Source organism: Streptomyces sp. NPDC048278, assembly GCF_040652195.1.
In the GTDB taxonomy this organism is placed as follows: domain Bacteria; phylum Actinomycetota; class Actinomycetes; order Streptomycetales; family Streptomycetaceae; genus Streptomyces.
In genome coordinates this window covers 101,619-122,533 of the sequence record NZ_JBEZLP010000021.1, presented here as the reverse complement: position 1 = coordinate 122,533, position 20,915 = coordinate 101,619, and the positions used below count along the sequence as shown (strand labels likewise).

At 71.9% G+C, this 20,915-nt stretch carries 17 protein-coding genes; 5 read left to right on the top strand and 12 right to left on the bottom strand.

The genetic code is table 11. From position 1 onward, the window contains the following. Positions 1–28 precede the first annotated feature (28 nt). Both AB0D74_RS31250 and dnaE read right to left on the bottom strand, forming a co-directional pair. Complete coding sequence (locus tag AB0D74_RS31250) at positions 29–1,054, bottom strand: ImpB/MucB/SamB family protein (RefSeq protein WP_362594447.1); 1,026 nt, start codon at positions 1,052–1,054, stop codon at positions 29–31. Further along, entirely contained in the window at positions 1,051–4,503 is a 3,453-nt protein-coding gene (gene dnaE / locus AB0D74_RS31245) for a DNA polymerase III subunit alpha (RefSeq protein ID WP_362594445.1), read from the bottom strand. The genes AB0D74_RS31250 and dnaE overlap by 4 nt, the downstream gene beginning before the upstream one ends. Before the next feature lie 574 nt (positions 4,504–5,077). On the opposite strand from dnaE, the gene AB0D74_RS31240 reads away from it, so the two are divergent. After that, positions 5,078–5,938 carry an alpha/beta fold hydrolase gene (locus AB0D74_RS31240; RefSeq protein WP_362594443.1) on the top strand — a complete coding sequence of 287 codons (861 nt, stop codon included), beginning with the start codon at positions 5,078–5,080 and terminating at the stop codon, positions 5,936–5,938. 73 nt (positions 5,939–6,011) lie between these two features. Here AB0D74_RS31240 and AB0D74_RS31235 read toward each other — a convergent pair whose 3' ends face one another. After that, positions 6,012–7,007, bottom strand: a complete 996-nt coding sequence (locus tag AB0D74_RS31235; RefSeq protein WP_362594441.1) for a lytic polysaccharide monooxygenase — start codon at positions 7,005–7,007, stop codon at positions 6,012–6,014. Between the two features lie 198 nt (positions 7,008–7,205). Here AB0D74_RS31235 and AB0D74_RS31230 point away from each other — a divergent pair, with 198 nt between their 5' ends. Further along, entirely contained in the window at positions 7,206–7,655 is a 450-nt protein-coding gene (locus tag AB0D74_RS31230) for a GNAT family N-acetyltransferase (RefSeq protein WP_362594439.1), read from the top strand. Between the two features lie 18 nt (positions 7,656–7,673). On the opposite strand, the gene AB0D74_RS31225 is transcribed toward AB0D74_RS31230, so the two are convergent. After that, complete coding sequence (locus AB0D74_RS31225; RefSeq protein WP_362594437.1) at positions 7,674–7,808, bottom strand: hypothetical protein; 135 nt, start codon at positions 7,806–7,808, stop codon at positions 7,674–7,676. A 140-nt stretch (positions 7,809–7,948) separates the two neighbouring features. On the opposite strand from AB0D74_RS31225, the gene AB0D74_RS31220 reads away from it, so the two are divergent. Continuing rightward, a complete protein-coding gene (locus AB0D74_RS31220; protein ID WP_362594435.1) occupies positions 7,949–8,563 on the top strand; it encodes a class I SAM-dependent methyltransferase in 615 nt (204 codons plus the stop codon). A 43-nt stretch (positions 8,564–8,606) separates the two neighbouring features. On the opposite strand, the gene AB0D74_RS31215 is transcribed toward AB0D74_RS31220, so the two are convergent. Further along, positions 8,607–9,122 carry a DUF402 domain-containing protein gene (locus AB0D74_RS31215; RefSeq protein WP_362594433.1) on the bottom strand — a complete coding sequence of 172 codons (516 nt, stop codon included), beginning with the start codon at positions 9,120–9,122 and terminating at the stop codon, positions 8,607–8,609. Continuing rightward, entirely contained in the window at positions 9,103–10,032 is a 930-nt protein-coding gene (locus AB0D74_RS31210) for a GNAT family N-acetyltransferase (RefSeq protein ID WP_362594431.1), read from the bottom strand. Before AB0D74_RS31210 ends, AB0D74_RS31215 begins: the two co-directional genes overlap by 20 nt. A 69-nt stretch (positions 10,033–10,101) precedes the next feature. Here AB0D74_RS31210 and AB0D74_RS31205 point away from each other — a divergent pair, with 69 nt between their 5' ends. Further along, the gene (locus tag AB0D74_RS31205) at positions 10,102–10,473 is read left to right on the top strand and encodes a GntR family transcriptional regulator (protein ID WP_362594429.1); all 372 of its coding nucleotides are present in this window, start codon (positions 10,102–10,104) and stop codon (positions 10,471–10,473) included. 228 nt (positions 10,474–10,701) lie between these two features. Here AB0D74_RS31205 and AB0D74_RS31200 read toward each other — a convergent pair whose 3' ends face one another. Both AB0D74_RS31200 and AB0D74_RS31195 read right to left on the bottom strand, forming a co-directional pair. Beyond that, positions 10,702–11,481: a DUF72 domain-containing protein gene (locus tag AB0D74_RS31200; protein WP_362594427.1), complete on the bottom strand. Its 780-nt coding sequence runs from the start codon at positions 11,479–11,481 to the stop codon at positions 10,702–10,704. A gap of 15 nt (positions 11,482–11,496) precedes the next feature. Beyond that, positions 11,497–12,591: a DUF5925 domain-containing protein gene (locus tag AB0D74_RS31195; RefSeq protein WP_362594425.1), complete on the bottom strand. Its 1,095-nt coding sequence runs from the start codon at positions 12,589–12,591 to the stop codon at positions 11,497–11,499. 201 nt (positions 12,592–12,792) lie between these two features. Between AB0D74_RS31195 and AB0D74_RS31190 the strand changes: the two genes are divergently transcribed. Then, complete coding sequence (locus AB0D74_RS31190) at positions 12,793–14,217, top strand: xylan 1,4-beta-xylosidase (protein ID WP_362594423.1); 1,425 nt, start codon at positions 12,793–12,795, stop codon at positions 14,215–14,217. A gap of 45 nt (positions 14,218–14,262) precedes the next feature. On the opposite strand, the gene AB0D74_RS31185 is transcribed toward AB0D74_RS31190, so the two are convergent. The 4 genes from AB0D74_RS31185 to AB0D74_RS31170 are packed head-to-tail and all read right to left on the bottom strand — an operon-like array spanning position 14,263 to position 20,657. Further along, positions 14,263–18,075 carry a lipopolysaccharide biosynthesis protein gene (locus tag AB0D74_RS31185; RefSeq protein WP_362594421.1) on the bottom strand — a complete coding sequence of 1,271 codons (3,813 nt, stop codon included), beginning with the start codon at positions 18,073–18,075 and terminating at the stop codon, positions 14,263–14,265. After that, complete coding sequence (locus AB0D74_RS31180) at positions 18,068–18,868, bottom strand: polysaccharide deacetylase family protein (RefSeq protein WP_362594419.1); 801 nt, start codon at positions 18,866–18,868, stop codon at positions 18,068–18,070. Before AB0D74_RS31180 ends, AB0D74_RS31185 begins: the two co-directional genes overlap by 8 nt. Then, positions 18,865–19,884 (bottom strand): glycosyltransferase family 2 protein, encoded by a 1,020-nt coding sequence (locus AB0D74_RS31175; protein ID WP_362594417.1) that lies wholly within the window; start codon positions 19,882–19,884, stop codon positions 18,865–18,867. The genes AB0D74_RS31180 and AB0D74_RS31175 overlap by 4 nt, the downstream gene beginning before the upstream one ends. Beyond that, positions 19,881–20,657 (bottom strand): glycosyltransferase family 2 protein, encoded by a 777-nt coding sequence (locus AB0D74_RS31170; protein ID WP_362594415.1) that lies wholly within the window; start codon positions 20,655–20,657, stop codon positions 19,881–19,883. Before AB0D74_RS31170 ends, AB0D74_RS31175 begins: the two co-directional genes overlap by 4 nt. Positions 20,658–20,915 lie beyond the last annotated feature (258 nt).

Genomic DNA, 20,915 nt, shown 5'->3' with positions numbered 1-20,915 from the left:
GTGTCGGCGGAAGCGGAAGCGGAAGCGGTCAGTCGGCCAGCGCCGCCGGCCGTATCGCCCCGGGTCCGTAGCGGCGGCGGGCACGGTCCGCGGCGGCTTCGGCGGCGCGGGCGCGCTCGTCGCCCGGATCCATGGAGAGCTGCCGGCTGGCGTTGCCTTCCGGCAGCAGGGCGTCGGCACGGACCGCGAAGGCGCGGACTCTCGCTCGCTGGAGCCCCAGTACGTCCAGCAGGCCCAGGGCATGTGTCGCGAGGACGGGCGAGTGGTTGGTCGGCTCCGGCAGTGTGCGGGTGCGTGTGGTGGAGCTGCGGTCGGCGTACCGCACCGTGAGGGTGAGCCGGCCCGCGACCTGGTGTTCGCCGCGCAGGCGCTGTCCTACCCGGTCGGCGAGTCCGAGGACCGCTCGGTGCTGCTGTGCCGGGTCGAGACAGTCCCGCTCCAGCAGCAGATCGGCGATCAGGTGTGCCGTGGGCTCCGCGGGGGTGACCGGACGCGGGTCGTGGCCACGGGCGCGTTCGGACAGCAGCCGGGCGGGGCCCGCTCCGAGCAGTCGTTGCAGGGTTCCCGCGGGCAGGTCGACGACCTGCCCGATGGTGTGCAGTCCGTACCGGCCGAGCGTCTCCGCCGTGCTGCGGCCGATCCCGGGCAGCGCGGTGACCGGCCGTGGATACAGCCAGTCGGCCGCCTGTGCGGCGGGGACCCAGGTGGTGTCGCCGGGCGCGGAGGCGTCGGCCGCCATGGCCGCCAGCATGCGGTTGGCCGCGAGCCCGGCGCTGCTGTCGATGCCGTAGAGCGCCTTCAGTCTCATCATCGCCGTCTGGACCACGTCGTAGGGCGACAGGCCGAAGTACCGGAGCGCCGACGTCAGGTCGAGTTGGACGGCGTTGGGCGGAACGGTCTGGACGTGCGGCGTGATTCCGGACATCAGTTCGATTACGTCGCCGTACCGGACCTCGGTCAGCGGGGCGTGCAGATGGAGGTGGGCGATGTGCCGCTGCCGTGCACTCGTCCCGCTCGTCCCGTTCACCTTGCTCATCCCGCTCATCCCGCTCATCCCGCGCTCCCGGGGCTTCGGTGGCCGAACTTCTTCAGGTCGGCCGAGCGGGTGCCGGCCGGCTGGAGGTCGGCGTACGGGTGGAGGCGGGCGCCCGCGGTGCCGTCGGCCAGGGTGCGCCGCGGCTGGGCGGGCGTCGGGTGCGGGCGGGTCCGGCCGAGGAGGGCGAGGGCGGCCTCGGGGCCGTTGTCCCGACGCGCGGCGGCGATCTCGTCCAGGTCCCAGGCCATGGTCCCGACGACGGTACGGCGGGTGCCGCGCACCTGGACCGTGCCGCGCACCAGCAGCAGCCCGCTGTGGAAGACGGTGTGCGCGCAGGCCGGGTGGGAGTCCTCGAAGAAGGCCAGGTCGACGAGTCCGGAGCCGTCCTCCAGGGTGACGAAGATGATCCGCTTGCCGCTCGCGATCGGCGGGGTCTGGGTCGAGGCCCGCACCCCCGCGACCAGGACCTGCCGGCCGGCGCGCAGGCCCGCCAGGTGGGCCGCGTTGGTCGCGCCGATCTCGCGGAGCAGCCGGTGATGGTGCTCCATCAGGTGCCGGGAGACGTCGATGCCGAGGGTGTTCAGCTCGGCGCTCAGGGCCTCGCGGCCGGTCAGCTCCGGCAGCCCGCTCGGTTCCGCCCCGCCGACGGCGCCCGCGTCGATGGGCAGCTGGCCCTTGCCCGCGGACCGCACCCGGGAGGCCCGGTGGAGTTCGGCGATCTGGAGCAGCAGATCGCGCCGGGTGAGGCGGCCGTCGTGCAGACAGGTCAACGCGCCGATCTCGGCGAGGCGTTCGGCGACCGGTCTGCTGGGGCGGGCCCGCTGCCAGAAGTCGGAGAGCGATCCGTACGGCTGCCCCTCCTCGATCCGGGCACTCTCCTCCCCGCTGATGCCGCGCACCCCGGACAGGGCGAGCCGCACCCCCCACCGGTCTCCGTCGGTCTTCTCCACGGTGTGCTTCACCCGGGAGTCGTTGACGTCGACGGGCAGGACCGGAACCCCGCCCCGGCGGGCGTCGGCGACCAGGACCCGCTTGGGCCACATCCCTGGGTCGTGTTCGAGCAGGCCGGCCAGCAGGAACGCCGGGTAGTGCGCCTTGAGCCAGGCACTCTGCAGGGCGGGCACGGCGAAGGCGACCGCGTGGGCGCGGCAGAAGCCGTACGCGCCGAAGGCCTCGACGGTCTTCCACACCTCGTCCCGGACGGCCGCGCTGTAACCGCGCCCGCGGGCCCGCTCGTGGAACCAGTCCCTGATCCTGGGCAGTTGCTCCTTGTCGCCGAGCGCCCGCCGGGTGATCTCCCCGAAGGCCCGGTCGCACCCCGTCAGCACCCGCAGCGTCTCGATGATCTGCTCGTGCCAGATGGTCACGCCGTAGGTGTCGGCGAGGACGGGTTCGAGGTCCGGGTGGGCGTAGTCGGGTGTGCCGCCGTGGCGGGCGGCGATGTAGCGCTCGGGCATGCCGCCGGCGACCGGACCGGGACGGAAGAGGCTGATGTCGGCGATGACGTCCTGGACGTCGCGGGGCTGGAGCCGGGACAGCAGGTCCTGCTGGCCGGGGGACTCCAGCTGGAACAGGCCGAGGGTCTGGCTGGCCTGGATGAGCTTGAAGGCGAAGACGTCGTCGAGCGGTACCTGCCCGGGGTCGTCGAGGTCGATGTGGTTGCCGGTGGTGCGTTCGATCTCGGTGACGGCGTGGGCCATCGCGGACTGCATCCGGACGCCCAGGACGTCGAGTTTGATATTGCCCAGCGCCTCGATCTCCTCCTTCGCCGCCATGGCCATGGGGTAGTCGCCCTGCGGCGTGGGCTGCACCGGCAGCCGGTCCAGGAGGCCGGCGTCGCTGATGACCACGCCGCAGGGGTGCATGGCCATGCCGTGGACCAGGGAGTCGAGGCCCTCGGCGAGCTCCCACAGCGGGCCGTACCGGTGTGCCTCGGCGGCCAGTTGCCGTAGTTCGGGCAGTTCGGCGAGGGCACTGCCGATGTCGCAGGCGCGCAGGTGCGGGAAGCTCTTGGCGATCCGGTCGACGTCGGCGGGCGGGATGCCGAGGGCGAGGCCGGTGTCCCGCAGGGCCCGGCGGGCGCGGTAGGTCTCGGGCATGGCGGTGACCGCCACCCGCTCCTTGCCGAAGCGTTCGAAGATCGTGTCGTAGCACTCCAGACGGCGGGCGGACTCCACGTCGATGTCGATGTCGGGCAGTGACTCCCGGCGCATGCTGAGGAAGCGTTCGAACAGCAGGCTGTGGTCGAGCGGGTTGGCGGTGGCGATGTCCAGGGCGTGGCAGACCAGGGAGCCGGCGCCGGAGCCGCGGGCCGCGACCCGGATGCCCTTGGCCCGGATGTCGGCGACGACCTGTCCGACGGCGAGGAAGTACGCGTCGTAGTTCCAGTGGGAGATGACGGCGAGCTCCTCGTCCAGCCGGGCGAGCGCCTTCCGGTCGCCGTCGAGGCCGCGCCGGGCCAGGCCGGCTTCGGACTTCTGCCGCAGCAGCCGGGCCGCGCCGCCGGCTCCGGGCTCGGCGCCGAAGAGCGCCGGTTCGGGGAGGTGCGGGGTGCCGAGGCCGAGGTCGGCCGCCGGATCCACGGTGCAGGCGGTCGCGGTGGCGGCGGTGTCCGCCATCAGCCGGTGGGCTCTGCGGGCGTCCGTTCCTGCGCAGTCGGTGACCATGCGGGCGACGGCCGCCATCCCCTTCCCGTCCCTGAGCCAGCGTTGCCCACTGTCCAGCCGGCGCCGGTCGATCGGCCTGAGCAGCCGGGCGGCGTCCAGGACGTCGGCGAGGCGGTGCTGGTCGGGGTCGGCGTAGCGGACGGCGTTGGAGAGGACGGCGGTGGTGCCGGTGCGGTCGGCCAGGGCGAGGGTGCGGGCGGCCAGGCGCAGGGATCCCGGACCCGTGCCGGAACGTTTCTGCGCGACGGCTTCCAATCGAACATCCCTCCCGAAGATCTCCTGCCAGGGCGCCAGCAGCTTCACCGCGACGTCCTCCCGCCCCACCGACAGCGCCCGCACCGGCTCCGAGAGCGGGCCGAGCAGCACGGTCAGGCCGGGGCCGCCGTACTCGCGCAGCGCCTCCCACGGCACCACCGGCGGCACGCCGGACACGGCCCCGACGTGGGCGGCCGACGTGATCCGGCACAGCCGGGCCCAGCCCGCCCGGTCCTGGGCGAGCAGCACGAACCGCAGCGGCGGCTCGGCCACGTGCGCGCCGCCGCGCGCCGGGGTACGGCGCCGGAGGGCGGGCGGTGGAGGCGCCAGGGCCGCCACCGCGAGGTCGATGCCGAAGACCGGCCGGACCCCCTCCTTCGCACAGGCCCGTGCGAATCGAACAGCTCCGGTGACCGTGTCCCGGTCGGTGAGCGCGAGTGCGGACACGCCCCGCTCCGCCGCCCGCCGGACGAGCTGCTCGGGATGGGAGGCGCCGTAGCGAGCGGAGTAACCGGACGCGACGTGCAGATGGGCGAAGCCCGTCATGCCGCACCTCCATCACTCCACCCCTTTTCAGCCACAAACCCGATACACCCGATATGTTCATCGTACTCGCGTTCGATTACTCTAACCCCATCAGCCCCGGTCAGCGACTCTTAATCGAACGTGCGGACGATTCTTTGAGGGGTGGGCGGTGTTCGAAACGGGCGTCGCCCGGTCAGTTCCCGGACCGGACGGAGCAGTTGGGGGAAATCGCCGCCGGGTGACGAATGTCAGGGGAGGGGGGGAATCGAACTTTAGGGACATTCCTGCACGGGGTGGACAGTGCTGGTGTCCGATCCGGTGCGCCCATGGGTGCGTCGGTCGGTCGCGGAGGTCGTGCGGGGCTGGTGTTGCGGGAGTGTTTGGGGCGTATTACGCCCTATGGTCTTCTCGGGCCCAGCTGGTGACACTCCGTCAGGTGAGTGGCGTGCGACCGGTTACTCGGAAGTTTTACCGACGCGTAACTTCACGCTTGCACTACTCGTCCGTAACTTGATGGGTGAACAGCATCCTTCGTGATCCGGATCACAGGGCGTAAGGCCGTCGTACCTCCCTTGAGCCGCAAGGAGATCACCCGATGCTGCCCTGGAAACGAGTGCTCAGACCCCTCACCGCGCTGCTCCTCGCCGCCGCCGTCGCCACCGTTCCCGCCGCCACCGCCCACGCCTCCAGTGCCCCCACGACCGGCTGGAACGACTACTCCTGCCGTCCCTCCGCCGCCCACCCCCGCCCGGTGGTCCTGGTCCACGGCACCCTCGGCAACTCCGTCGACAACTGGCTCTCCCTCGCCCCGTACCTGGAGGACCGCGGCTACTGCGTCTTCTCCCTCGACTACGGTCAGCTGTCCGGCGTCCCCGTCTTCTACGGCCTCGGCCCCATCGACAAGTCGGCAGAGCAACTCTCCGCCTTCGTGGACAAAGTGCTCGCCGCGACCGGCGCCGCCAAGGCCGACCTCGTCGGCCACTCCCAGGGCGGCATGATGCCCCGCTACTACCTGAGGTTCCTCGGCGGCGCCGCCAAGGTGAACGCCCTCGTCGGCCTCGCCCCCGACAACCACGGCGCCACCCTCAGCGGCCTCACCAACCTGCTGCCGTACTTCCCCGGCGCCTCGGACCTGATCAACGCCACCACCCCCGGCCTCGCCGACCAGATCCCCGGCTCCGCCTTCCTCACCAAGCTCAACGCGGGCGGCGACACCGTCCCCGGCGTGCAGTACACGGTCATCTCCACCAAGTACGACGAGGTGGCCACGCCCTGGCAGAGCCAGTTCCTGAGCGGCTCCGACGTCCACAACGTCCTGCTCCAGGACCTCTGCTCGCTCGACCTCTCCGAGCACGTGGCGATCGGGCTCTTCGACCGGATCGCCTTCCACGAGGTGGCCAACGCGCTCGACCCGGCCCACGCCACCGCCACCACCTGTGCGTCGGCGTTCAGCTGAGCCGCCTGCCCAACTGAACGCCGCCGGGGCCTGTCCGGCCTGAGCCGCCGGTCAGGCCCCGGAGCCATGAGGATCAGCGCCGCGGCGCCCGCCGCCGTACCGACAGGAAGAGCGCGCTGGAGCCCAGCGCCAGGGCGGCGGCCCCGCCGATCGCCAGATACGGCGTGGAGCCGTCGCCGCCGGTCGCGGCGAGCGCCGTCGTCCCCGGGCTTCCGGCCTGCTCGGGGGCGTTGGCCCGCGCCGGGGCGCCGGTCTGATCGGCAGTCTGATCGACGGTCCGATCGGCGGTCGGATCGGCCGAGGTGCTCGCGTCGTCGTCGCCGTGACCGCCGTGCTCGATCGTCGACTTGTCGGCACCGGCCGCGATCTGCTCGTCGCTGGGGGCGGAGGCGGTGGGGGCGGAGGGGGCCGGGGCCTTGCCCGTGTGGGTGTCGTCACCGCCCCCGAACTCCACGTCCGAGCAGGAGTAGAAGGCCTCCGGGCTGTCCGAGCGCTGCCAGACCGCGTACAGCAGCTGGCGGCCGGTCCGTTCGGGGAGCGTGCCGGAGAACGTGTAGAAACCACCGGCGGCGACCGGGTCGGTGGCCGTCGCCACCGGACGGTCCAGGTCCAGGTCCGCCCAGGCGAGCGGCTTGGCCGGGTCGTAACCCGCCTTGGTGAGATACACCTTGAAGGTGCCCTTGTGCGGCGCGGTCACCCGGTACCTGAAGGTGTACGACCCGCTGCTCACGTCCGTCGCCGGCCAGTCGGCGCGGGCCAGGTCGAGGCCCTTGAACTCGTCGTTGCCCGCGCTGCACAGCTTTCCGTCCGGGATCAGCGCCTGGTGCCGGCCGTTCGCGTCGCCGATGCGGATGCCGTTCCAGTCGTAGAGGGCCTGCGTGCCGCCGGCCGCCACCGCGGCCCTGCACGCGTCGGACTTCGGGCTCTCCGGGTTCTCCGCGTAACACTGGGCGACCCGGCTGACCGGATCGCCCATCGTGCCGTGCGCGGACGCGGGCGCGGCGGCGAACGTGACCGCAGCCATGCCGAGCGCGGCGGCGACGGCGGCCTGACGGCGTGTTGCGAGCATGCGGAGACTCCTCGGAACGGTCCTCGGGGCGGGCTCGGTCCCGCCGCAGCGGATCCCGTGTGGGTGGATCCCGTGGGGGCGATCAGAAAGCTAGCCCCAAGGAACCGTGAAATCGCCTGCTGGGAGCGGGCGAAGGAGATCCTTATGGTCGCCTTAAGGGAGTGTTCGGACTGCGCTGAGGTAGCTAGCGTTCACGCCATGACGAACGACGGGATCAGGCCCGCCCGGGCCGCCGACGTACCGGCCGTGAAGGCCGTGACCGACATGGCGTACCACCACTACATCGCCCGGATCGGGGTGGTGCCGCAGCCCATGGAGGCGGACCACACGGCGAATGTGGCCGCGGGCCGGGTGTTCGTGGTCGGGGAGCCGGTGACCGGGCTCGTCGTCATCGAGGTCCACGACGACCACCTGTTCCTCGACAGCATCGCCGTCCACCCCGACGCGCACGGCACGGGGGTGGGACGGCGGCTGCTGGAGTTCGTGGACGCACGCGCGCGTGCGCTGGGCCTGCCCGAGGTCAGGCTCTACACGCATGCGCTGATGTGGGAGAACCGGAAGATCTACCCGAAGTACGGGTACGAGGTCGTCGAGCGGCGGACGGACGGGCCGTACGACCGCATCCACTACCGCAAGCGGCTGGACTGAAGGGCGCGGGGCGCACGGTCAGCCGTCCGGCCACCAGGTGCGTGCGATGTCCTTGCGCACCTCGGGGCGTCCGGCGGGGCGTTCGTCGGCCTCCTCGCGGATCCGGCGGCTTTCCGTCCTCTTCAGGGGCTTCTGCACGGTTGTGCGGCGCATGGCTGCCTCCTTCAGTGCCTACCGAGTTCCGTGATGCCACGGTGGTAGACGCTTTTGGCGAGAGTTCCTCATCGGTGCCGGTCTGTCAGTGGTCGCAGTCACATGGATCGAGTGTCAGTGGTGGGTGTCACGCTGGGGGCATGAGGAATGAAAGTGATCGGACGGTTGCGGTGAGTGTCGACTGGGATGCCGAGGCGGCCCGGTTCGACGAGGAGCCGGATCATGGCCTCGGCGCGCCCGAGGTCCGCGCGGCCTGGGCGGCACGGCTGGGGGCGTGGCTGCCCGGCCGTCCCGCCGACGTCCTCGACCTCGGCTGCGGCACCGGCAGCCTGGCCCTTCTCGCCGCCGAGCAGGGCCATCGCGTCACCGGGGTCGACAGCTCCCCGGCGATGGTGGCCCGGGCCCGCGCCAAGCTCGCCGGCCGGGACGCGGTGTTCCTGCTCGGCGACGCGGCGGCACCGCCGGTGGGCGAGCTGCTCTTCGACGCCGTTCTCGTACGGCATGTGCTGTGGGCGCTGCCGGACCCCGCGCGCGTGCTGCGGCACTGGCGCGGCCTGCTGCGGCCCGGGGGCCGGTTCGTGCTGGTGGAGGGGGTGTGGGGGACCGTGACCCCGGTCGGCATACCCGCCGACCGGCTCACCGCCCTCCTCGCCCCGCTCACCGCGGACGTGCGCATGGAGCCGCTGTCCGCGCAGGCGGCGCTGTGGGGGAAGCAGGTCGACGACGAGCGGTACGCGGTGGTGGCGACGGTGTGAGGGGGCCGCACGGCGGCAGGGATCCACGCCGGGGCGGGGGGCTTCACGGCAGCGGGGGCGGGGACAGCAGGGCGGTGAAGTCCGGCTGCCGGGCCAGCGCCTCCAGCGTGTCCAGCGCGGCCACGGCCGCCGCCGCGGCCTCCGGGTCCCGCTCCGCCAGCCCGCTCTCGGCGAACTCGTCCTCGTCCAGGCGCCGTACGTCCGTGCCGTCGGCGGAGCGCCACAGGTCCAGGTCGAGGTCCTCGACGACCAGCCGGCCGCCGGCGAGCGTCGCCGGGCGGGTGACGTCGCAGTACCAGCCCTTCAGCGTGCCGTCGGCCGCGCGGACCTCCTTCACCGCGTACCAGCGGTCCCGCCAGTAGAACTCGGTGAAGACGTCGCCCTGTTCGAAGCGGACGAAGCCGAAGTCGCGGGGCGTGTCACCTGCCCAGGGGGCGCGTACGGCGATCCGGACGCCGTCGTCGTGCAGCAGTCCGGCGGGGTAACGGATCTTCGTGCGGCCCGCCTTGACCAGCACGACGTCCACCGTGCCGGCCGGCTCAGCCGAGTTCGCGGACATACCTGACCTCCGTCGCGCAGATCTCGTACCCGAACCACTTGTTGATCGCGAGCATCGGGCCGTTGCCGCTGTCGTTGCCCGTGAACGCCTGGGTGAAGCCGGCGGCGCGGGCGCGGTGCAGCGAGTCGTTCTTGGCGAGCTTGGCGAGCCCCCGGCCGCGGAAGGCGCGGGCGGTGCCGGTCATGACGGTGCCGTACCGGGTGCCGCCGTCGGTGCGGGCCGCGCTGAAGGCGGCGGGGCGGCCGTCGACGAGGACGACCGAGGTCAGCTCCCGGCTGAACAGCGGGTGCCGCCAGGTCCCGTCCAGCCATGCCTCGTAGTCGGCGAACTCCGTGTCGATGTCGCTCGGTTCGTCCAGCGTCGTCTCCGCGTCGAGGGTGAAGAGCGGGCGCGGGTCGGCGGCGAAGTCGGCGGCGCTGCGCAGCTCCACGCCGGGCGGCGGGGTCCGCAGCGGGGGAAGGGTGCCGTGCGCGAGGTCGAGCCGCAGGAAGTGGGCGGACCGGCTCGCGCGGTAGCCGCGCCGCTCCGCGAAGGCGCGGTTGGCCGGGGCGTCCAGGACCCAGGCGTACGACGTGCTCGCGCCGGCCGCCGAGAGGTGCGCCTCCGCCGTGCGGGCCAGGAGGGTGCCGGCGCCCCGGCCGGTGCGCTCCGGATGCACGTACACGTTGGCGAAGCCCTGGCCGGGCTCCGTGCTCTCGTGGGCGAGGCCGACCTGGGCGGTGCCGACGACCTCGCCGTCCTCCTCCGCGACCAGCTGGCGGAAGCGGGCGTCGGGGTGGGTGTGCGTGAGGTCGTGGACCAGGGACTCCGGGGTGAACAGCATGAAGGGGAGGGCGAGCTGCCGGACCCGGGCGAAGCCCTCGGCGTCCGACCGGACGTCGGGGCGCAGGTCACGCACGATCACTGTCATGGGGCGCACGCTATGCGGGACGTCTGCGGGATGCCTCTCATTTTCCGGCGGTTGCGGGAGAATCGGGCCGTGACCTTGAAGATCCACATCGATGACAGCGCGCCGCCGTACGAGCAGGTGCGGGCGCAGATCTCCGAGCAGGCGCGGGGCGGGGTGCTGCCGGTGGGGTACCGGCTGCCGACGGTCAGGGGGCTGGCCGAGTCGCTGGGCCTGGCGGTGAACACGGTGGCCAAGGCGTACCGGGCCCTGGAGACGGACGGGGTGATCGAGACGCGGGGGCGCAACGGCACGTTCGTCGCCGCGGCGGGCTCGGCTGCGGAACGGGAAGCGGCGGTCGCCGCGCAGGCCTATGCCGACCGGGTCCGGCGGCTGGGGCTGGCCGAGGAGGAAGCCCTGGCGGCGGTCCGGGATGCCCTGCGGGCGGCGTACGGCGAGAGCTGAGGCCGGCTCGGCACCGCCGGACCGCGCCGTCGCGGCTGATCGCCGTTGCGGCGGAAGGAAACGCGCCGACGGGGGCTGGGCCGGACGTCCCTCCTCTGCCGCACCCCTTTTTCCGCCGCGACGCTGTCCGGCCACGATGGCGGTGTCCGGCGGTGCCGTACCCGGCTCGGCCCGGCGCCGGAGGCATGGCGCCAGCCGCTGGTAGTCAGCTCCGTCAATCGCTCGTAGTCAGCTCCGGCGTCCGCTCGTGGTCGGTTCCGGTGTCCGTGTCACCGTCAGGCCCGCCCTCCGCGCCGCTCTCCCGAACGCTGCCGCGTCCCGGACGGCCGCTCCGCCCGGGTCGTTGTTGAAGTACGTGTAGACGTCGGCGCTTCGGGGATACGCCGTGGCGATGCGGTCGGCCCACGTCTCCAGGGAGCGGCGGCCGTAGCGGGGCCAGGGGTGGGCGCGGCCCTGGTGGAAGCGGAGGTAGCCCCAGTCGGCGGTGTGCCACAGGGGGGTCATGGGGTGGGCCTGGACGTCGGCCCAGCACAGGGCGGCTCCCCGGGACTCCAGGACTTCGCGGGTCTCGCGCGTCCACCAGGAGTCGTGGCGGGGTTCCACCGCCACCCTCGTACCGCGCGGGAAGCACGACAGGCAGGCGTCCAGCAGCGGCGGGTCCGCCCTGAGCGTCGGCGGGAGCTGGAGGAGGACCGGGCCCAGCCGGTCGCCGAGGCCCGCCGCGTGGGTCATCAGGCGGCCGACCGGCTCCTCGGGGTCCCTGAGGCGCTTGACGTGCGTCAGGTAGCGGCTCGCCTTGACCGCGACCACGAAGTCCGGCGGGACCCGGTCCCGCCAGGACTCGAAGTTCTCGCGGGTCGGGAGACGGTAGAACGCGTTGTTCAGCTCGACCGTCGTGAAGTGCCGCGCGTACTCCTCCAGCCAGGCGCGCACGGGCACGTCGGCCGGGTACAGGACGTTCCGCCAGTCCTTGTACTGCCAGCCCGAGGTTCCGACGAACAGGGCCACACCCTCATCAAAGCACTACAGGTACAGCCCCGCGTCCGCGCCCTCCCGCGCCCCCGGCACCGACGTCGGCGCCGTGCCCCGGCGCAGCGCGTACAGCTCCGCCAGGGTCGCCCCGTCCCGGCCCACACCCTCCTCCGTACCGAGCCAGTTCACCGCCTCGCGGTGGGTCAGCGGGCCCACCTCGATCCGGGCCAGGCAGCGGCCGGGGCGGACCACGGCGGGGTGCAGCCGCTCCAGGTCCTCGTTGGTGGTGACGCCGACCAGGACGTTGCGGCCCTGGCCGAGCAGGCCGTCGGTGAGGTTGAGCAGGCGGGACAGCGCCTGCCCGGCGGTGTGCTTGGCCTCGCCGCGGATCAGTTCGTCGCAGTCCTCAAGGAGCAGGAGCCGCCAGCGGCCCTTGCCGGCGCCGTCCTCCTCGCCGATCGCGATGTCCATCAGGTAGCCGACGTCCGAGAAGAGCCGCTCCGGGTCGAGGACGCAGTCCACCTGGCACCAGTCCCGCCAGGACCGGGCGAGCGTGCGCAGCGCGGAGGTCTTGCCGGTGCCCGGCGGTCCGTGCAGCAGCAGGAGCCGGCCCGCGATGTCCTCGGGGGTCGTCTTCATCAGGCGGTCCATCGCGTCCGCGACCGGGGCCGTGTAGTTGGCGCGGACCTCGTCCCAGGTGCCCGCGGAGATCTGCCGGGTGGTGCGGTGCGGGCCACGGCGCGGCGAGACGTACCAGAAGCCCATGGTGACGTTCTCCGGCTGCGGTTCCGGCTCGTCCGCCGCGCCGTCCGTCGCCTCGTTCAGCACCTGCGCGGCCAGTTCGGCGGTGGTGGCGGTGACGGTGACGTCGGCGCCCCGGTTCCAGCGGGAGACCAGCAGGGTCCAGCCGTCGCCCTCCGCGAGCGTCGCGCTGCGGTCGTCGTCGCGGGCCACCCGCAGCACCCGCGCCTCCTTCGGCAGCAGGGTCGCCCCGGACCGCACCCGGTCGATGTTGGCCGCGTGCGAGTACGGCTGCTCGCCCGTCGCGAAGCGGCCGAGGAACAGCGCGTCGACGACGTCGGACGGGGAGTCGGAGTCGTCGACGTTGAGCCGGATCGGCAGCGTCTCGTGCGGCTTGGCAGACATGCCGCCATGATCCGCCACGGATGTGCCGCGCGCACGGCATTTCCCTCGGATGGCACTGCCGGTTCGCCACCCGTGCGCAGCAGGTGACCGGTCGTGCCCACCTGGCGCGGAGGCAGGTCGAACACAGCCCCGCCCCACTTCGGGTGCGCGTGTTCCCAAGACCTGCCCCCGGGGCGATTTCCGTCGTTAGAGTTGTCCTTGATGGGATGTCATGGGTGGAATTCGGGGGCTCGGCGGTGGCGGCTCACCGCCCTGCTCGGGGTGGGTGTGGCCGCACTCGCCCTGATCGTGGCACTGGTCAACACACTTCCCGGGGGCGGCGCCGACACCGCGGGCACGACCCGCGACGGCGACAAGGTGCACGGCACCCCCGCCACCCCGCCGGACGCCACCGAGCCGTCCGTGGGCTGGGGCTTCACCCACACCCAGTACAGCGCCGACGAGGGCAGTACGGCCGCCACCGAGCGGGTCGAGGACCGGCTGTCCCAGGACGCCGGGATGCCGCAGGACCAGGCCGTCATGGGCTGGGGCGCCGACAACCCCGAGCCGGTGAAGGGGCGTTACGACTTCGGCGCACTGGACCGGCGCGTCGACTTCATGCGCAGGTCGGGCGGCACCCCGGTGCTCACCCTGTGCTGCTCCCCGGACTGGATGAAGGGCGGCAGGGCCGGGGTGGACAACACCGACTGGAGCCAGGCCGCCCTGGAGACCGCGCCCACCCCCGACCACTACCAGGACTACGCCGACCTCGCCGCGACCGTCGCCAGGCGCTATCCGGACGTACGGCACTTCATCGTCTGGAACGAGTTCAAGGGTTTCTGGAACAACGCGAAGGGCCGCTGGGACTACGAGGGCTACACCGAGCTCTACAACCTCGTCTACAAGGCGTTGAAGGCGGTGAACAAGGACATCATGGTCGGCGGTCCCTACCTCGTCATGGACAGCTTCGACCCGCGCCAGACCGAGAACGCCTCCGCTACCCTCAAGGGCGACTGGGGCGTCATGGACCAGCGGGTCGTCGACGCCTTCGACTACTGGAACACCCACAAGGCGGGCGCCGACTTCGTGGTCGTCGACGGGTCCAGCTACACCAACGACGACGACCTGCTGCCGGACGAGTTCGCCGCGACGGAGAAGCTCACCTACGTCAGCGAGTGGGTGCGCAGGCAGACGCACGGCCTGCCGCTGTGGTGGGCCGAGTACTACGTCGAGCCCGCCGACGGCCGGGACGAACGCGACGGCTGGACCGAGGACCACCGGGTCGCCGTCCAGGCCACCGGCATGATCGCCCTGGTCAGGGGCGGCGCCGACTCCGGTTTCTACTGGAACCCGGAGGACGAGAAGGGCGGCGACTGCGCCGGCTGCCTGTGGACCACGACGGACGGCGGCGACGGCGGCCAGGCACTGCCCATGTACGACCTGGTGTCGCGGTTCGGGAAGGCGTTCCCGCCGGGGACCAGGTACGAGACGGTCTCCGTCGCCCAGGACGACGTGCCCAATGTCCGCGTCCTCGCCAGCGACAGGACGGTCCTGGTGGTCAACACCCTCGACCGGGCGATCAGCGCGCAGGTGGACGGGAAGCGGTTCGAGATGAAGGCCTACGAGGTGAAGTGGCTCACCCGGTGAACCCCGTGAACCGGTTGCACCGGGTGAGCCACTTCGGCTGCTCTCCTATGTGATCGTCAGGAACCGCTGTGCCAGCGAGGCCAGCAGCACCGCCAGCAGCGGCAGCGAGAACCAGAAGCTGCCCTGCAACCACCGCAGTTGACGCACCCCGGGCCGGACCGCGACCCGGACCACCTCACGCGCCGCCAGCAGCAGGATCAGCGCGACGGCGGCGAGACCGCCGATCACCGACCACGGCGTCCAGGTGACCCGCGGCCCGATCGGCCCCGGATCCGGCTTCGCCACCGCACCCGCCGGCCGCGTGCGCAGCGCGTACATGGTGACGTCGTCGTTGACCAGGACCTGCGTCAGGTCCTGCCGGTCGTCCAGGTTCCGGATCAGCCGGCTCTCCCAGGCCGCCGAGTACCCGGCGTCCATCCGGAGATAGGTGACCTGACTCCTGTTGATCATCAGATACGAGTTCGGACCCGCGTCCTTCAACGCCTTGACCAGGCTCGACACCAGCACCGGGTCGGTCGGGGCGAGCGTCGGCAGGTAGTCGACCCGCTCCATGTCCTTCGCGCCCCAGGGGATCGCCGGGGTCACGTCGTTGACGGTGTCGTTGCTCAGCCACAGCAGCCGTACCGTCGGCTTGTCGTGGGCGTAGACGTAGTCCATCGCGGCGACCTCGCCGGGCCGGACCCGCTCGAAGGTCTCGTTGCCCCAACGGGCCACCAGGAAGCCGCCCATGAGCAGCAGCCCGGCCATGAGCGCGGCCACCGGGGCCAGGCTGACCCTGTCCTTCTCACGCTCCTTCGCCGTGGCCCCGGTACGCGGGAACAGGGCGAGCCCGGCCAGCAGGGCCGCGCCCGGCACCGCGAACATGAAGACGCGCAGCGCCATCTCGCCGCCGTACGACTGCATGCCGAAACCCAGGAACGGGACGAAGGTCAGGACCAGCAGCGAACGCTCGCGGTACCTGTGGAAGCGGCGGCGCCACCAGCCCCAGACGGCGAACGCCATCATGCTGCCGGCCAGCAGGACCCGGACGTACAGCACCAGCTTGTGGGTCGAACTGCCGCCCTGGATACGGCCGGAGACCGAGGTGGAGACATTGCTGCCGACCCCGCCGACCCCGCCGAACAGCTCGTTGAAGTGACCCGACCAGTACGGCTCGGCCATGAAGCCCAGCCAGACGGCCGCGACCACCCCGAACAGGAGCGGCAGGCCCCGCAGTTCGGACCTGCCGATCAGCACCAGGACCGCCAGCACGCCCAGCATCACGAACGGGGTGAGCTGGTGCGCGGGCACCGTCGCCGCGTACAGGCCGATCAGCACCATGAGCAGTACGGCCTGCTGGCGGCGGTTCGTCGGCTCGACCTCCGCCTCGCCCGGCCGGAACTTCACCCAGACGACGTGCGGGGCGCGGAACCAGACGAGCAGGATCGCCACGAACATCAGATAGAGCAGGTACGTGAAGCCCTGCGGGGAGAAGTAGTCCTGGCCGACCCAGCCGCACAGCACGAAGAGCCAGATGCCGGTCCACTTCGCCCGCCAGCTCGCCCGCATCGACCGCACGAGCAGGAACATCGGTGCCAGATAGGCGAGTTGGATGAACGTGGGCCACCAGCGGATGACCTCGGTGAAGTCGGTGACCCCGCAGGCCCGGCCGATGAACGCAGCCGCCGCGAAGAAGCCCGGCCAGCTCCAGCGGGCGTCCAGGTCCGGTACCGCCGAGCCGGTGCGGTCGATGTAGTCGATGAAGCCGAGGTGCTGCCAGGCGGTCGGGAAACGCGGTTCCGTCTCGATCACGGCGGGCAGGGCATGGAGCGACACGACCGTCGCCAGCAGCGTGACCAGGAGCAGCGCCTTGTGTTCCCGGCGCAGCCACAGCAGTGCGGCGAACACCGTGACCAGCAGGCCCGCCCCGACCAGCGTCGGCAGCGGCAGCACCGAGACCAGCCCGAGCCCGCCCATCCGGTCCAGGTCGGCGTCGTCGAGCCGGGCCGCCGGCACCCAGTAGAGCAGCAGGGCGGCGACCAGCAGACAGCCGAGGACGACCCCCGAGCGGGTGGGCGTCAGCCGCTCCCGCAGCGAGCGCGCGGGCGCGGGCGCCGGCTCCTCCGGAGCCTCGGCCGGTACGCCCGGCACGTCCGGCTCCTCGGGCACGACCGTTTTCCCGAACGGCGCGTCGACTTCCGCCTCCCTCAGCAGCGAGGCCTCGGCGGGCCCGAGCGAGGCCTCCGCGTGCGGCTCTCTCTCCTCCACCGGCAGCCCGGGGTTCCGTGGCGGCCGGAGCGCCCACGTCGGCCGGTCGTCCGGTCGGACGACGGGCGTACCCGTGGGCGGAGTTCCCGGCCCCGGCCGTACGTCCGGGCGCCGCTCCACATGGTCGAAGTCCACATGGATGCCGAGGGCGAGCGTGTCGGTGTCCAGCGCCCACGCCGGACCCCGCCTGCGCGGTGCGGCGACCGGGACCTCACGCGCCCCCAGGTCGGCGAGGTCGCCGTCCGGTGCCGTGTCCTCGGGGATCTCCGCCTGCGCGGCCCGCAGCGTCCGCCACAGCCGGGGCGCCGCGATCGTCACGATCACCGCGAGGCTGGAGATCTCGGCCACGCCCGCGCCGGTCAGCCCCATCCGGGGCAGCAGGAGCAGGGTCAGGCCAAGGACCAGCACGCACAACAGGCCCTGCAGCCAGGCGAGGCCGGCGGTACGGCTCTGCGCGCGCAGCACCGCGAAGTACGTCTCCATCACGACCCGGAGCAGCGCGCCGACCGCGAACCAGCGCAGCAGCGGGGTCGCCGCGTCCGCGTAGCCGGGGCCGAACACGCCGAGGATCCAGGGCGCCCCGAAGAACAGCAGCGCACAGATGGGGATCATGATCCGGGCCATCCGCTTCAGCGCGGCCCGGGTGTTGGCGGCGAGACGCGCCGGGTCGTGCGAGCCCTCCACGGTCAGCGAGGCGCCCATGTTGATGGCGAGCAGGTTGGTGGTGCCGCCGATGGTGGTGGTGATGTAGAAGTACGCGTTGTCCTCGGAGCTGACCTGCGAGGCGATGATGACCGGGACCAGGTAGACCACGGCGAGGGAGAACAGCGAGCCGGTGTAGTCGCCGGCCAGGAACCTGCCGATCTCCTTCAGCGTGGGCGGTCTGGCGTGGTCCGCGGTCGCCTTGACGTGCCGAGGCACCAGGCGCCGGAACACCAGCCAGCCCAGCGGCACGAACGAGGTGGCGATCGCGGCGACCCAGGAGACGAAGACGCCGGCCACCGGGACCGCCGCCGCGAAGGCGACGAGCAGCGCCAGCTTGACGGCCGAGAACACGGTGTTGCCCACCGGCACCCAGGGCGCGTTGCGCAGCCCGGTCAGCACCCCGTCCTGGAGCGTGAGCAGGTTCCAGGCGATCACCGCCACGACGAACCCGAGCCCGGGCAGCGGCCCGTGCAGGAACCGGTACGACGGCCCCCACACGCCCAGCGTCATCAGGAAGACCCCGGCCGCCAGCGCCACGATCAGCGAACTGCCCGCATAGGTACGGAAGATGAGCTTGCCGGTCCGGCGTCCGGCGACCGGGATGAAGCGGGCCAGGGCGCCGGTCAGGGTCACCGCGGTGAGCCCCGCGAGGAGTTTCATGGCGGCGATGGCAGCGGAGCCCTGGCCGACGGCCGACTCGGAGTAGTAGCGGGCCGCGGCCAGCCAGAAGCCGAGGCCCAGGACGGCGGAGATGCCGGTGTTCAGCATCAGCGCGTAGGCGTTCCGGAAGAGCGGACTGCCGCCGGCCGGGCCGCCCCGTCCGGGCAGGCGAAGGCGGCGCCCCGACTGCTCGGGCGCCGCTGTGTCGGATGTGTTGACCTGTGTTGTGGTGGTCGTGTCAGACACGGGAACGGATGGCCTTCCGGCGGACCTGGCGTGCTCTGCGGAGAACGGCGTAACCCTTGGTGAGGGCACGGTCCTTGGCGAAGTTGCGGGCGATCGACCGGCCTTCGAGCAGCCGGGCGAACTCCGCGGCGTCCGTACTGCGGCGCACGGTGACGCGCTGCAGCGCGAACGGACCCTGGCGGCGGCGGGCGAGGCCGTTGCCGACGGCGAGCGCCTGGGCGTACCCGGCATCCCGTACGGCCTGCCGGACCCGGCGGCTGGAGTAGCCGTACGGGTAGGCGAACGACGGGGGCGGTGCGCCGAGTTCGTCGGTGACGATCTCCCGGCTGTGCACCAGTTCGGTGCGCAGCCGGTCGTCGTCCAGCTGGTCGAGCTGCGGGTGGGTGTGGCTGTGCCCGCCGATCTCGCAGCCGTTGTCCGCGAGTTCGCGTACCTGGTCCCAGTCGAGCATGGCGTCCAGGCCGCGGCCGGTGTCGTACGCGCCCCTGATCCAGCCCGTCGAGACGAACAGGGTGGAGGCGAAGCCGTGCTTGGCGAGCACGGGCAGGGCGTGCCGGTGCACGCCCTCGTAGCCGTCGTCGAAGGTGATCAGGACGGGCCGGTCGGGGAGCGGGCCGCCGGAGCGCCAGCCCGCGCACAGATCGGCCGTGCTGACGGGGGTGAGGCCCAGGACGCCGACGAGCGCCATCTGCTCGGCGAAGGCCTCCGGTGCCACCGACAGCGCGCGGGTGGCGTCGTTGGGCGAGGTCGCGACCGAGTGGTACATGAGGACGGGGACCGGGGTGTCACTCATGCGGCACCCCCGTCGGCGGGGGCCGGCCGGTGGCCCGGTCCGCCCTCGATCCCGGCGACGGCGAAGGCCGCCCCGCTGCGCCGGGCCCGCACGCTGCCCACCACGTAGCCGCCGGCCGCCGTCAGCACCCCGGCGACGATCGCGCCCGCCCGGCCCGCGCCGCCGGGCCGGGCCAGCAGTGCGTCCCGCAGGCCACGAGCGACCCCCGCGGGCAGCACACGTGTGGTGTACCGGCGTTCGGACTCCAGGCCCTTGCCGGCGCCCACACTCCGGGCGACCAGGGCCTTGGAGAGGCCCTCGGCGTAGGCGCGGGTGCGGAAGTACCCGAAGTGCTCACGGACTTCGGGGACCCGGTGGTGGATCACCGCGCGGTCGTCGATGAGCAGTACGGCGTCCGGGCGGGCCCGGGTGAGCCGGATGCACAGCTCGGTCTCCTCGCAGCCCAGCGGGCGCTTGTCGCCGTCACGGCCGATGCCGGTGGCGAAACCGCCCGCCGCGTCGAAGGCCGTACGCCGGAAAGAAGCGTTTCCGCCGAGGACGTTCCGGACCCGGACGCGGCCCGCCGGCAGCCCGCGGTAGGTGCAGCCGACGACCCAGTCGAACTCCTCCGGGAACCAGTGCGGGCGGCGGCCCGAGGCCCAGACCGGCATGGTCCGGCCGCCGACCGCCATCACCTCCGGGTCGGCGTACCCCTCGGCGAAGTGGCGCAGCCAGTCCCGCTCGGCCACGGCGTCGTCGTCGAGGAAGGCGATCACCTCGCCGTAGGAGGCGGCGATGCCCGTGTTGCGGCCGGCGGACAGGCCGCGGGGACCCGCGTTGGCGAGCACCCGTACGTCGGCAGCCTCTTTGTACTCCTTCGCGAGCCGTTCCAGGAGCGCCGGGTTGTGGTCGACGACCAGCAGGGTCTCCAGCGCCGGATACGACTGCGCGCGCACCGAGGAGACCGCCGCGAGGATGTCCTCCCAGCGGTCCTCGGTGTACACGCAGATCACGACGGAGATGTCGGGATCGCTCAAGACGACTCTCCCTGGCCCGTGGTGAGCATCGGGGAGTGCCGTACCTGCCGGCGCAGGTCACGCCGGTTGGAGCGCTCCTTGAGGATCACCTTGAGCACCCGCAGCCCGTCGCGTACGGCCCGCAGGTTGCTGGTGCCGTGGATGCGGAGGTACTCGTAGCTCGGGATCTCCTGCACCTTCAGGCCCGCCTTGACCACCCGGATGTTGATCAGGGTCTCGATCTCGAAGCCGGTGCAGTCGAGGTCGATCTTGTCGAGGCAGTGCCGCCAGAACGCGTTGTATCCGTAGCAGAGGTCGGTGTACCGGGCGCCGAACTTGCGGTTGACGACCGTGCACAGCGCCCAGTTGCCGAGCTTGCGGATGAAGGTCATGTCGTCCGTGCCGCCGCCGTTGGCGAAGCGCGAGCCCTTGGCGAAGTCCGCGCCCGAGACCAGGGCGGAGACGTACGACACGATCTCGTGGCCGTCGGCCGAGCCGTCCGCGTCCACCATGACGATGATGTCGCCGGTGCATGCCTCGAACCCGGTGATGAGGGCATCTCCCTTGCCCTTGCCACTCTGTTCGACGACTTTCACGTCAGGCCACAACTCCCGCGCCACTTCCACGGTGTTGTCGGTGGAATTACCGTCCACAAGAACCACTTCGTGTATCCAGCCGGGAAGTGTCTTGAAGACGTAGGGGAGATTCTCCGCCTCATTCATGGCGGGAATCACCACGCTCACCGGCGGTGTGATCGCCAGGTGGGAGGAGATCGGCCGGTATTCGGTGGCCATGAACGGATCTTGGCCCGAAGTCGGCTGACGTAGAACAGAACTCACGAGTCTTGTCCCTCTCGTCCGGTGGACCGCCCGCCCCTTGGGCGGCCCGCTTTGGTGTCCGGTTCGAAAGGGGGGTTCTTCTCACCCCTGACACGGAAAAAGGATCTCCGTATCCGCAGGTGAGCTGGTAAATCTGCCCGGTCTGCCGACGAACGGCAGCCGGTCGCGCGGCACGACTCGGAAACGACAGTGGTCACACGAGAAACGAACGTG